Below are 12,672 nucleotides of genomic sequence, written 5' to 3'. Positions count from 1 at the left end.
CCTGCACCTGCCCGGCGGTCCCGCACCTGACGCGGCGGCCTGCACCCGCGTGGCGGTGCTTCTCATGACGCGGCGGTACTGAGCATGCCGTCGCGGTCCCTGCCGAAGCCCACTCATCAAGCGACGGCTCTGATCACCACGGCTCTTCTGACGACGGAGGCACGGATGAGTACGACCACATCGGAGTCCCCCCGGCCCGAGGGGACTCCGGAGCCCGGGGCCCGGCCGCCGAGGCTCATCCAGAACGAGTCCACGACCGAGATCCCCGTGCACATGCTGTTCCGTGACGATGCCGGGGTGGCCGCGGGCGTGGGAGCGGCAGCGGGCGTGGGGCCGGGCGGAGTGCGCGTACCGCTGGGGTCCGCCGTCGTGGGCGGCGGCGGTCCGCGACCGGGCATGACGCAGCCGGCCGGTTTTGCGAAGACCGGTGGTCCGCAGACGGGCGGCGCTCCGCCGCAGCCGTATCCCCGTGCCGTACGCCGGGCCGCGGCGCGGGGCGCGGGGCGGGTTCCGGCGCGGCCGGGATTGCGGGCAGGGCTTCGTCCGGCGTCCGCGGACGACCCGGAGTTCATCGAGTGGCCGGGGCGGTCGCTGCCCGGGACCGCCGGCGTGCTCGCCGGGGTCGTGGGTGCGGCGGGCGGCGTCGCGTCGCTGTGGTGGTCGGGCGTGCTGCCCGATCTGGTGGCGCGGGCGGTCGGGCTGTCGGGGTACGCGGGGTCGGGGCTCGGGGCGGCGCAGTGGGCGACGCTCGCCGGATCCGGTGCGCTCGCGATGTTCGGCTTCGGCGGGCTGACGCGCGGTCAGGTCGGACGGGCCTGGGCGCTGACGCTCTTCGGCCGCTACCGGGGGACCGTCCGGCGCACCGGTCTGCTCTGGGTCAACCCGCTTCTGCTGCGGCGGCGTGTCGACGTACGGCTGCGGCACTGGCGCAGCGAGCCGATGCCCGCGGTCGACGCCAACGGGGTCGCGCTGCGCGTCGTCGTGCTCGTCGTGTGGCGGGTGAAGGACACAGCGCGCGCTGTGCTGGCTGTCGACGACCACCAGGAATATCTGCGCGACTGCGTCGAGGCGGCGCTGACGCGGGTGGCGTCCCAGCGCCCGGCCGACGCGCCGTTCCCGGGCACCGGTGGCGGGCGCCTCCTCGAGAACGTCCCCACGCTGCGCGACACGGAGGCCGTCGCCGACGCGCTGACCCGGCAGGTGGCGGCGGACGCCGAACCCGTCGGCATCGAGGTGTTCTCGGTGCAGCCGGTCCGGATCGAGTACGCCCCGGAGGTGGCAGCCGTGATGCAGCGCCGCCGGATCGCGGCGCTCGACGCGCTGCACCGGGACACGGTGCTCACCTCGGTCGTCGACTCGGTCGAGGACACCGTGTCCCGGCTGACCACCCGCGGCCTCGTCGAACTGGACGACTACGAACGCAAGGCGCTGGTGAAGGACCTGACGGTGGCGTTCTACACGGGGCGGGCGAGCGACGGGGCGTAAGGGACGACGGCGCTGGGGCTTCGCCCCCAGACCTCCGATCGCACAGACGGGCTCGTCCTCAAACTCCCCAGCTAACGCTGGGGGTGCCCCAGGAGATGCCCCCGGGCGGGCTGAAACAGCCCGCCCGTGCCGATGCCGTCGAACCCTCCCCTGCAATTGGTATGGACATGTTCAAGTGCCGCTCATAATCTGAGCTTGGTCTAGACCTGAACTCCCAGCGGACCTGCCCGGTCTGATCCTCTGTCATGCCTGGGTCCCGCGGTGCACGCGTGCTCAATGAACTCCCCCACGTTCTCGAGGAGCGGCATCATGCGACGCAAGAAGACATACGCGGCCCTGCTGGGCCTCACCACGGCCGGGGCCCTTGTGCTCTCGACCGGTGGCGCCAGCAGCCACGGCTACACCGACCTCCCCATAAGCCGGCAGAAACTCTGCGCCAACGGCACCGTGACCGGCTGCGGCGCCATCCAGTACGAACCGCAGAGCGTCGAGGGGCCCAAGGGCTTCCCGGCTGCCGGTCCCGCGGACGGGCAGATCTGCTCCGCCAACCACACCAACTTCGCCGCGCTGGACAGCCCGAAGACCCCTTCGGGCGGAGCCTGGCCGACGACCCGGGTCACGGGCGGACAGAGCTACACCTTCCGCTGGCAGTTCACGGCACGGCACTCCACGACCGACTTCAAGTACTTCATCACCAAGAACGGCTGGAACGACAGTCAGCCGCTGACCCGGTCGGCCCTCGAGGCCACGCCCTTCCTGACCGTGCCCTACAGCGGTCAGCCGCCCGCGACCCTCTCCCACTCCGGCACGCTCCCGTCGGGCAAGACCGGGCACCACGTCATCCTCGCGGTCTGGACGATCGCCGACACGGCGAACGCGTTCTACGCCTGCTCGGACGTTCAGTTCTGAGGCCTGAGGCCTGAGGCCTGAGGCCTGAGGCCTGGTCAGGGATTCTGCTCCGGGCTCTCCTGCACCACTCACCGGTAGGTTCCGCGCGCGCCCTGCTCGTCGTACTCGCCGTGCATGCCATGCATGCCGTGTGCGGCTGTGCGGCTGTGCGGCGTGTGCGGAGCCGTCCCTCTCGGCGAGCCGCGGGCGCATCACCCGAAGAGACCTGTTTTTGTAGTTTTTTCACCATTTCACGCCCTGCTGCACGGAAATCCGGCGACCTCGGGGGCTTCATGGGAGGGAGCCGTCCGCGGGTGCGTGGTTCCTCGCTCATCCGGGGTGGACGGTGCCGGAGCGAGGACCGCGGAGGTTTCCGATGCGCAAGTGGCTGCCGCTGACCGCGGTGTGCTTGGGCGCGTTCATGCTGCTCGTCGACATCACGATCGTGACCGTCGCCCTGCCCGACATGGCCGCCGCACTGGACACGACATTCGCCGATCTTCAGTGGGTGATGGACGGCTACGCCCTCGCCCTGGCGGCCCTGCTCCTCGGCGCGGGCTCGCTGGCGGACCGCGTCGGCCGGCGGGCGGTGTATCTGGGCGGGCTCGTGCTGTTCGCCGCGGCCTCGCTGGCCTGCGCGCTGGCGACGGGACCGGACGCGCTCATCGCGTTCCGCGTCGTCCAAGGCGTCGGCGGGGCCGCCATGTTCGCCACCACCATGGCCCTGCTCAGCGGCGCCTACCAGGGCCGCGACAGGGGTGTCGCCTTCGGCGTGTGGGGTGCGGTCAACGGTGCCGCGGCCGCCGCGGGACCGGTGCTCGGCGGGCTGCTGACCGAACACCTCAGCTGGCGGTGGATCTTCTACGTCAATCTGCCGATCACCGTCGTCGCGGTGCTCGTCACCGTGCGCGCCATCAAGGAGTCCCGCGATCCGAGTGCCGCCCGCATCGACGTACCGGGCATGGCCGCCTTCACGCTGGCCGCCGGGGCGCTGACGTACGGGCTGATCCGGGCCGGCGACGCCGGCTGGGGCGACGGGGCGACGCTCGGGCCGCTCGCGGTGAGCGCCGTGGCCGCCGTCGTCTTCGTCCTGATCGAGCTGCGCACGGCCCATCCGATGCTCGATCTCTCGCTGTTCCGCAGCCGGTCCTTCACGGCGATCATGATCGGCGGAGTCCTGCTCGCCCTTGCCGCGTACTCCTGCCTGGCGTACTTGTCGCTGTGGCTGCAGTCCGTACGCGGTATGGGGCCCGTGGCCGCCGGTCTTGCCGTGGTGCCGATGAGCGTGGCCGCGTTCGTCGTCTCCGCGCTCACCGGGCGGTTCCTGCACGGGGTTTCGCCGCGTCTGACCATCGGTGGCGGGCTGCTGCTCGTCGGCGTGGGTGCGCTGCTGCAGTCGTTCGTGAATGCGGACTCGACATGGATCGTGCTGCTGCCCGGCCTCGTCGTCACCGGTATCGGCGTCGGCATGTCCACCCCGGTGATGGCGTCAGCCGCGATGGCCCAGGTGGCGTGGCAGCGCGCCGGTATGGCCGGTGGAGCCCTGAACACGGGCCGGCAGCTGGGCAATGCGCTGGGAATCGCCCTGCTCGGCGCCGTCTTCCAGGCGGGTCTGCTCCGGGTGCTGCGCGACGGGCACGCCCTGCCCGACGCCGAGCGCGCGGCCGGCGCGGTGAGCGGCGGCCGGGCCCAGAGCGTGATCGCCGGCGCCGCACCCCAGGAGCGGGCCTCCGTCGCCCATGAGGTGCACGCTGCCTTCGCCTCGGGTCTGCAGGACGCCCTCCTGCTCGCCGGATGCGCCGGGCTGCTGGGCGGCGTGATCGTACTGGTACTGATGCGCCGCCCGGACCCGGCGGCCGACAGCCAGGGCCACCGGCCTGCGGCGGAGCCGGCCGCGACTGCTCCGGCGGGTACGAGCTGAGCGGGCGCGGAAAGCAGGGGGCCTCCTGGTCTGGGTCTTCCCGTGCGGTCGCCGCTTTGTTCGCCTGCTTCCGGTCGGGGCGCCGCGGCGAACCAGGCCGCCCATACCCGGCCGTTCGCCTGCCGGGGCTCGGTGTCCCGCACGTAGAGGTACGGGCTCGGTGTCCCGCACGTAGCGGTACAGGCAGGCACAGGCACAAGTTGGTGCAATCGCCCGAGAGTTGGGGCTGGTTCGAATGAAAGCTCAACTGGTCCAGACCTATTGACCTCTGGTCCAGACCTTTCTATTCTCGCGGCACTGCGGTGAGCATGTCATGAACATGCGCGGTCTACCCGGGCGCGCATGTTTCTCAAGCGTGCGTGCTCACGGGCGGCGCAGGCCTGGTTCCACCCCCATGTACGACCGGACCTCACCCCGAGGAGGCGCAGGATGCGCTTCAGAGACAGAGCCGTGGCAGGGCTGACCACCCTGTTGCTCCCGTTCGCAGCGCTGGTCGGCCTGGCGACCCCCGCCGAAGCCGCGACATCCGCCACGGCCACGTACGCCAAGACCCAGGACTGGGGCACGGGCTTCGAAGGCAAGTGGACGATCAAGAACACCGGCACCACGAGCATCAGTTCCTGGACCGTCGAGTGGGACTTCCCCTCCGGCACCTCGGTGACCTCCGCGTGGGAGGCCGACGTCACCGGCTCCGGCACCCACTGGACCGCCAAGAACAAGTCCTACAACGGCACGCTCGCCCCCGGAGCCTCCGTCTCCTTCGGCTTCAACGGCGCCGGTTCCGGCTCGCCGAGCGGCTGCAAGCTCAACGGCGCATCCTGCGACGGCGGAAGCGTCCCCGGTGACAACCCGCCCTCCGCGCCCGGCACCCCCACCTCATCCGACATCACGAACACCTCGGTCAAGCTCTCCTGGACCGCGGCCACCGACGACAACGGCATCAAGAACTACGACGTCCTACGTGACGGCACCAAGGTCGCGACGGTCACCGGAACCTCGTACTCGGACACCGGTCTGACCGCCGGAACCGACTACTCGTACGCCGTGCAGGCCCGCGACAGCGCCGACCAGACCGGCCCGGTCAGCAGCTCCGCCGCGGTACGCACCACCGGCGGCTCCACCGACCCGACCCCCAGCCCCGGCAGCAAGGTCAAGCTCGGGTACTTCACCGAGTGGGGTGTCTACGGCCGCAACTACCACGTGAAGAACCTGGTCACGTCCGGTTCCGCCAGCAAGATCACACACATCAACTACGCGTTCGGCAACGTGAAGAACGGCCAGTGCGTCGTCGACGACACCTATGCCGCGTACGACAAGGCCTACACCGCCGACCAGAGTGTCGACGGCGTCGCCGACACCTGGGACCAGCCGCTGCGCGGCAACTTCAACCAGCTGCGGAAGCTCAAGGCCAAGTACCCGAACATCAAGGTGCTGTACTCCTTCGGCGGCTGGACCTACTCCGGCGGCTTCGGCCAGGCCGCGCAGAACCCGGCCGCCTTCGCCGAGTCCTGCTACAACGTGCTCAACGACCCGCGCTGGGCAGACGTGTTCGACGGCATCGACATCGACTGGGAGTACCCGAACGCCTGCGGTCTGACCTGTGACACGAGCGGCGCCGCGGCCTTCAAGAACCTGATGTCGGCGCTGCGCGGCAAGTTCGGCACCAGCAAGCTGGTCACCGCCGCGATCACCGCCGACGGCTCGTCCGGCGGCAAGATCGACGCCGCGGACTACGGCGGTGCCGCGCAGTACATCGACTGGTACAACGTGATGACGTACGACTACTTCGGCGCCTGGGCGGCGCAGGGTCCGACGGCCCCGCACTCCCCGCTCACCAGCTACTCCGGCATCCCGACGGCCGGCTTCAACTCGGACGCGGCGATCCAGAAGCTCAAGGGCAAGGGCGTCCCTGCGGGCAAGCTGCTGCTGGGCATCGGCTTCTACGGCCGCGGCTGGACGGGCGTCACGCAGTCCGCTCCGGGCGGCACCGCGACCGGGCCGGCGGCAGGGACGTACGAGCAGGGCATCGAGGACTACAAGGTCCTCAAGACGTCCTGCCCGGCCACCGGCACGATCGCCGGTACGGCCTACGCGCACTGCGGCAGCAACTGGTGGAGCTACGACACCCCGTCGACGATCGCCGGAAAGATGACCTGGGCCAAGAACCAGGGCCTGGGCGGCGCGTTCTTCTGGGAGTTCAGCGGTGACACCGCCAGCGGCGAGCTGGTGAGCGCCATCAACAGCGGCCTGCAGTAACCGCAGCCGCACCCGGACAGACCGGGGAGACGGGAACGCCCCCCGTCTCCCCGGTTCTCATCGTGAGCGCCGGCTGCGACCGGGATATCGGATTCCGTTTGGGGTGAGAGTGTATGGAGTCGCCGATACGATCAGTGCGGGCGTGACGCGCCACAACGGGGAGCGTTGAACCGATGGGTTGTGCTGCGAAGTTCGGCGAGCCCTAGTGGATGTCGACCGCATCCCGAGGGGGGCCCTGGTGAGTGCAGCAGCAGAAGGTGGCACAGAGAGTCCTGTCCAATATGCTTGGACAAACTGTCCGAGAAAATTGGACACTAGCTCTTCTCGCGCCTGACTGCAAGCCATTTGCGAGAGATTTGGCCAACCGACTCACCGGAAGGAAGAATCCACCTCGTGGCCAACGCACTGCAGGAATTGGTGAAGAGCCGGCTGGAGCAGCAGGGCTGGTCCTACGGCGACGTCGCCCGGCGCGGCGGCATCCCGCGTTCCACTGTGCATCACCTGGCGACGGTGGAACGCGTGGCCCGTATGCCGCAACAGGCCACCCTGGAGGGCCTGGCCAGAGGGCTGGAGCTGCCCCTGGACTCCGTCCGCAGGGCCGCCGCCGAGGCCTGCGGGATCCATCTGTACTTCGAGGAGCCGGCCGGCACCGCCGCCGCCGACCCCGAGGTCGCCACTCTCATCGCCAGCGTCCAGCGACTGTCCGTGGCCGACCGCCGGCACGTCACCGCGCTCATCGAATCCCTGCTGCGCAGGAACCACGGTCACGGTTCCCTCTAGAACGATTGACGGTGGGCGACTACTGCGGATGGACCGAGTCAACTGATTTGGGGACCGACGCTCTTGGCTCCCTCTCGCCATCAAAAGCCCATTGAGATCGGTGTATTTCAGGTCGGCGCTGCCCATGCCGTATCTGATCAAGCGTGTCATGGCGAAGTATCAGATCGGACAAGAAATGGTTCGATTGGGGCTATCCTCTCCTCGCGGGGGCGGGTGAGCCGCCCGAAGCCTCCGTGAGAGGGGGGTGTACGTGCTTGTCGTTCCAGGAGCGATTGCGACCGCCGTCGTCCGTGACAGGACGGGAGAGCCGGTGGTGCTGCTCTCCGGCGAACTCCCCTCGGCCCTCACCCCGTCCAGCGTGAACGACCTGCTGAATCTCGCGGCCGCCGTGCTCAACGCGGACGAGTTAGAGCTCTTCCGGAAGTGCCTAGCGGCCCTGCGCTGCGGAGAGAAACTCGAGGAACGCCGCATCGAGGTGAGCGGGGCTGTACTGACCGTCTACAGGAGTTGATCCGCGGACAACAGAGAGATGGGCTCCCGGGAATTGCTCCCGGGAGCCCATGTCATGTTCCGACCGGATCAGAGCGGATCAGATCGGATCAGTAGCGGCGGCCGTAATTCCACGAGCAGTCCGTGTGGTTGCGGTTCCTCCAGTGGTCGTTGTGCCAGTACGACCTGTGGCCGCGGCGGTCCCAGCGGTAGCGGCAGTCATCGGACCACCGGCTCCAGTGGCGGTCCCAACTGCCGTGCCGGTAGCGGTGGTGCCCGAAGTCGTCACACCGGTCGTCGAAGTCGTGGACGGTGTGCACGGCCCGGGGGGACTGAGCCGGGGAGGCCGTGGCCGTGCCCGTCAGCGGGATGATGACCGCGGTCACGGTCAGGGCCGCCGTCGCAGCGGCGCGCGCCAGATTTCTCACCAGATTTCTCCTTGTGTCGATGGATTTCTGATGGCGCGTCGGACATTACTCGGAACTCCCCGCTCCATTCATTCGCTCAATCGGGTCGGACGGGGCTTATCGGGTTACGGCCGACTCCTGGTCGAGAAGTAGCGAAAACATGCCCTGAGCTTTGCTTCAAGGGGGTTTCAGGTATTGCGGAAACGGCGCCGGGAAACACTCGCCAAGGTGATTCAACTCCGGTGTGTCGTGGCGTTGTTGCGCATCTGGGGTGAAATGCAGAAAAGGTCGCGAAGGTGCACCGCGTAATGCGTTGAAGAATTCGCACCCGATGTCATTCGGAGGAGTTCGGCCTGCGGAAATTCCGGGTGTCGAACGATATTCCGCACCGTGTTCCGCGCAGTCTCTTTGCGCGTCAGCTGCGATAAATGGTCAGCACGGCTCCGCTCACCTCGATACGGCGTTCCTCGAGTTTCTCCCCGCAGCGCAGCGCCGCCAGGCACTTCCGGAAGAGCTCCAACTCCTCTCCGTCGAGTACTGCGGCGGCCAGGTGCAGCAGCTCGTCGAGGCCGGACGGGGTGAGGGCTGCGGGGAGTTCGCCGGAGAGCAGCACCACCGGCTCTCCCGTTCTGTCGCGGACGACGGCGGTTGCGGAGGCTCCTGGAACGACAAGCACGTGCACCCCTCTCGCGGAGGTTTCGGGCGGTTCACCCGCCTCGGGCGACGAGAGAATAGCCATCGAGGGCTCTTGAACCGCTTGCTGGAGCGGGCCGGATTGGGCCAATCAGGTGAGGCCTCAGGCGGGCCGGCGTCCGATGCGGGCCCGCCCATCACCCCTCCCACCTGCTGTTTTCGCCGTTGCCCGGCGAATCCGGGCGGGGAGCAAGATGCCCGAATCGCTTGTCCAACGTGATTGGACGGGTCTACTGTCCAACCTCGTCAGACAGATCGTCCGGCATGGATGGACGCTTTTGGGATTCGGTTCCGTCCGTCCATGCCCTTCGTGCAAAGGACCCTCCATGCTCGGCATGCAAGAGCTGGACCACGAGGCCGCGGAGCTGCTGCCCGGCCGCAAGGCCCTGGGCCGGCTCCGGTTCAGCTTGGTCGAGACCACCGATGTGACCCGCCACGTCGCCTACGTCGGCGCCCACAACGAGTCGCTCGCGGCCAACTTCTGCTCCCCGGACGCCATCGCGGCCTCCGAGGCCAACCAGTCCATCAGCGTCAGCCAGTAACAGACGCTTCGTCCCAAGAAAGGCTCCACCGTGAACATCGATCAGCTCAACGCCGAGGCCTCCGCCGAACTGCTGCCCGGCCGCGAGGCCCTGGGCCGGCTCCGGTTCAACTTCTTCTCGACCACCAACGTCGACGAGCGCCTCGCCTACGTCCAGGCCCACAACGAGTCGCTCGCGGCCAACGTGAACTCGCCGGACGCCATCGCGGCCTCCGAGGCCAACCAGACCATCAACATCAGCCAGTAACAGGCGCTTCGACCCAAGAAAGGCTCCGCCATGAACATCGACCAGCTCAACGCCGAGGCCGACGCCGAACTGCTGCCCGGCCGCAAGGCCCTGGGCCGGCTCCGGTTCAACTTCACCACGAGGACCAACGTGACCGAGCGCATCGCCTACGTCGACGCTCACAACGAGTCGCTCGCGGCCAACGTGGACTCGCCGGACGCCATCGCGGCCTCCGAGGCCAACCAGAGCATCACCATCAACCAGTAACAACGCCCGGACGTGTGCGGGCCGTGTTCTTGGGGGCGCGGCCCGCACACCAGGGAGGAAGAGCAGGACGGTGACCGACAGCCAAAAGGTTCACCCCGGTCCCGTGGGGGCGGCGGCCTGCGACGCGGACGAAACGTTCACCTCGTATGAATACCCGGAGATACTGTTTCCCGTTCCACGGCTCGGCGCAGGACTTCAACTGCTCGGCCAATACCAGGGATCCGGATTCACAGAGCCCAAATATCTGGTCCGCCGGGGGGACGGACAGGTGGTCCAGCTGTCCCGGTTGCTCTACCTGGTGGCCGAAGCCATCGACGGTGAACGGAACACCGAGACCATCTCGCACCGGGTCAGCGGGCGCTTCGGGCGCGAAGTCAGCGCGGACAACGTCGAATATCTCATCGAGCACAAGCTCCAGCCGCTCGGCGTCACCGTTCCCTTCGGCCAGGAGGGCGACCACGTCGCCGGCCCCACCTCCGACCTCCTCCTGACCCTCAAAGGCCACCGGGTGATCTTCCGCGAGCGGCAGGTCGCCCGTATCGCAAAGGCCCTGGCATGGCTGCACCGGCCACTCGTCGTGGTCCTGGTGCTGGCGGCAGCCATCGGTTTCGACTTCTGGCTGTTCGCCGTGCACGGAGCCATGAAACCGGTGCTGCAGGTGCTGGAGCAGCCGGTGCTGATGCTGGCCGTCTTCGTGCTGATCGTGGCATCGCTGGTCTTCCACGAGTTCGGTCACGCCTCGGCGTGCAGATACGGTGGCGCCCGACCGGGCAGCATCGGGTGCGGTATCTACCTGATCTGGCCGTCGATGTACACCGAGGTCACCGACGTCTACCGCATCGGGAGGGCCGGCCGGATCCGGACCGATCTCGGCGGGGTCTACTTCAACGTCGTCTTCGTACTGGGCCTCGCCTGCGCCTACTTCGTCACCGGCCAGTCCTTCTTTCTCGCCGCGATCTACCTGGTGCACTTCGAGATCCTCGAGCAGCTGCTGCCGGTGGTCCGGCTGGACGGCTACTACATCCTCGGAGACCTCGCGGGAATCCCCGATCTCTTCGGCAAGATCAAACCCATCCTCAAGAGCATGCTGCCGGGCCGTCCGGTGCCTCCGGAGGTGGCCGATCTCAAGCGTCCCGCGCGGACCATCGTGACCGGCTGGGTGCTGACCATGGTGCCGCTGATCATCGCCGAGCTGGTCTATGTCCTGTGGAACCTCCCGCGGTTGCTCATCACCAGCCTGCGCTCACTGACGGAGCAGCTGGGCGGGACATGGCTGGCCCTCGTCGACGGTCAGATCACCGTCGGACTCGTCGGTGTCATCGGAAGCTTCATGCTCGTCTGCCCCCTGGCCGGCGCGGCGTATCTCACCGTACGGCTGGGTGGGCGGCTCGTGAGGTACACCGTCCGCACCACGGAGGGCAAGCCCCGGCTGCGCCTGGCCATCTGCGGTGGCGTGCTGGCGGGAGCCGGCGCACTCTGCGCCGCGTGGCTGGGCGGCGTGACCCCCGAGCCGCTGCCGCCGCAGGCGCCCATCACCCCCATCCTGCAGCCCGGGGTTCCCACGGTCCGCCCGACGCCATCGGCCTCCGCCGAAGAGCCGCCCGGCCCTGCCCTTTCGGGCCCGTCCGTCCTCACCAGCTCGCCGCCCATGGCGGGCCCGGTCGCGCCCACCCCGGACATCAGCCCTTCCGGCGAGACCACCACCGCGAGCAGCTCCCCGTCCGCGAGCTCCCGGAGGGCCGTTCCGAGCTCCGGGCAGACGAGTCCGACGCCGAGCAGCAGCCGCACCTCGGCGTCGCCGTCCCCGTCGCCGTCGGCCAGTGCCAGCCCTTCGGGCACGCCGAGCGCCACGCCGTCCGATTCCCCTTCGCCCTCGGTGACTCCCTCCGAGTCGCCGAGCACCACGGCCGGCCAAGAGCCCCCCACGCCATGAACCCCGAGATCCTTCCAGCACGTCCGCAAAGGAGCAGTCAGTGACGACCCACCGAAAGCCACGAACCAGCGAAGCCGGCCGGAGAGCAGCGCGTCTTGGCATCCTGGCCACCGCCTGCATGGCCGGTTTCGCCGCCGCGAACCCGGCCGGTGCGACATCCACCCAGGCGACCGTCTCCCGTGTTGGCATCGCAGTGGACGAAGCACACGCGAAGGCGAACCCCAGGCATCGCATCGACTATGACGACGAGTTCGCGATCCGTGAGCTCGGACCGGTCATCGGCGTCGGTGCGCGCAACAAGGCGGTCGCCCGCTCCGTCGGCTGCACGCTCGACAACCCCTGCCGCTCGGTCGCCCTGTCCTTCCAGGTCGTCACCACGACCAGCACCCTCGCGCGCCTCAACGCCACCAACACCAGCCGCGCCGTCAACGACCACTGCGAGGGCTGCCAGACCTTCGCCGGCGCCTATCAGTTCGTCGTCTCCACCCCGTACTCGTTCAGCCTGAGCCGTGCGACCAGGAGCGAACTGGCCGTGCTGGAAGGGCGGCTGGGCGAGCTGGAGCGGAGCCGCGAGTCGATCGATGTCGTCAAGGGCCGCGCCGATGCCCTCGCCGCCGAGGTCGTGAGGCTTCTCAGGGAGGCGCTGGCAGCAGCACCCCGTGGTGCGGCAGTGGACCCGCTGGAGAACTTCCGGCCCACCGTCACCCTGCGGCGTCACGTCGACTAGCCGCCATCGGGCTCCGTACCTACCCTCACCATCTCCCGGCCCGGGGAGCCCTTCCCCCG

General features: G+C 68.6%; 13 protein-coding genes. 11 read left to right on the top strand and 2 right to left on the bottom strand.

Going from position 1 to position 12,672, the window contains the following annotated elements:
* Positions 1-165 precede the first annotated feature (165 nt).
* The 6 genes from ACSMXV_RS16755 (at position 166) to ACSMXV_RS16730 (ending at position 7,841) form a co-directional block, all read left to right on the top strand.
* On the top strand, positions 166-1,485 hold the full coding sequence (locus tag ACSMXV_RS16755) for an SPFH domain-containing protein (RefSeq protein WP_473178402.1): 1,320 nt from the start codon (positions 166-168) through the stop codon (positions 1,483-1,485).
* Positions 1,486-1,794: 309 nt separating this feature from the next.
* The gene (locus ACSMXV_RS16750) at positions 1,795-2,394 is read left to right on the top strand and encodes a lytic polysaccharide monooxygenase auxiliary activity family 9 protein (protein WP_473178401.1); all 600 of its coding nucleotides are present in this window, start codon (positions 1,795-1,797) and stop codon (positions 2,392-2,394) included.
* A gap of 355 nt (positions 2,395-2,749) precedes the next feature.
* Positions 2,750-4,294, top strand: a complete 1,545-nt coding sequence (locus tag ACSMXV_RS16745; protein ID WP_473178400.1) for an MFS transporter — start codon at positions 2,750-2,752, stop codon at positions 4,292-4,294.
* 429 nt (positions 4,295-4,723) lie between these two features.
* Positions 4,724-6,550 carry a glycosyl hydrolase family 18 protein gene (locus ACSMXV_RS16740; RefSeq protein ID WP_473178399.1) on the top strand — a complete coding sequence of 609 codons (1,827 nt, stop codon included), beginning with the start codon at positions 4,724-4,726 and terminating at the stop codon, positions 6,548-6,550.
* A gap of 393 nt (positions 6,551-6,943) precedes the next feature.
* Positions 6,944-7,330, top strand: coding sequence for a helix-turn-helix domain-containing protein (locus ACSMXV_RS16735; protein ID WP_473178398.1), 387 nt, complete (start codon positions 6,944-6,946; stop codon positions 7,328-7,330).
* A 250-nt stretch (positions 7,331-7,580) separates the two neighbouring features.
* Positions 7,581-7,841 (top strand): hypothetical protein, encoded by a 261-nt coding sequence (locus ACSMXV_RS16730; RefSeq protein ID WP_473178397.1) that lies wholly within the window; start codon positions 7,581-7,583, stop codon positions 7,839-7,841.
* 88 nt (positions 7,842-7,929) lie between these two features.
* On the opposite strand, the gene ACSMXV_RS16725 is transcribed toward ACSMXV_RS16730, so the two are convergent.
* Together ACSMXV_RS16725 and ACSMXV_RS16720 are read right to left on the bottom strand one after the other, a co-directional pair.
* On the bottom strand, positions 7,930-8,247 hold the full coding sequence (locus ACSMXV_RS16725; protein ID WP_473178396.1) for a hypothetical protein: 318 nt from the start codon (positions 8,245-8,247) through the stop codon (positions 7,930-7,932).
* A gap of 394 nt (positions 8,248-8,641) precedes the next feature.
* Positions 8,642-8,902, bottom strand: coding sequence for a hypothetical protein (locus ACSMXV_RS16720; protein ID WP_473178395.1), 261 nt, complete (start codon positions 8,900-8,902; stop codon positions 8,642-8,644).
* A gap of 352 nt (positions 8,903-9,254) precedes the next feature.
* On the opposite strand from ACSMXV_RS16720, the gene ACSMXV_RS16715 reads away from it, so the two are divergent.
* From ACSMXV_RS16715 to ACSMXV_RS16695, 5 genes are all read left to right on the top strand, one after another.
* Positions 9,255-9,461: a hypothetical protein gene (locus ACSMXV_RS16715; protein WP_473178968.1), complete on the top strand. Its 207-nt coding sequence runs from the start codon at positions 9,255-9,257 to the stop codon at positions 9,459-9,461.
* Between the two features lie 30 nt (positions 9,462-9,491).
* Positions 9,492-9,707 (top strand): hypothetical protein, encoded by a 216-nt coding sequence (locus tag ACSMXV_RS16710; RefSeq protein WP_473178394.1) that lies wholly within the window; start codon positions 9,492-9,494, stop codon positions 9,705-9,707.
* 30 nt (positions 9,708-9,737) lie between these two features.
* Positions 9,738-9,953 (top strand): hypothetical protein, encoded by a 216-nt coding sequence (locus ACSMXV_RS16705; RefSeq protein ID WP_473178393.1) that lies wholly within the window; start codon positions 9,738-9,740, stop codon positions 9,951-9,953.
* 70 nt (positions 9,954-10,023) lie between these two features.
* Positions 10,024-11,886 carry a M50 family metallopeptidase gene (locus tag ACSMXV_RS16700; protein WP_473178392.1) on the top strand — a complete coding sequence of 621 codons (1,863 nt, stop codon included), beginning with the start codon at positions 10,024-10,026 and terminating at the stop codon, positions 11,884-11,886.
* Positions 11,887-11,926: 40 nt separating this feature from the next.
* On the top strand, positions 11,927-12,613 hold the full coding sequence (locus tag ACSMXV_RS16695) for a hypothetical protein (protein ID WP_473178391.1): 687 nt from the start codon (positions 11,927-11,929) through the stop codon (positions 12,611-12,613).
* Positions 12,614-12,672 lie beyond the last annotated feature (59 nt).

The organism is Streptomyces sp. DSM 42067 (assembly GCF_055792885.1).
This window is presented reverse-complemented; position numbering and strand designations above follow the sequence as displayed.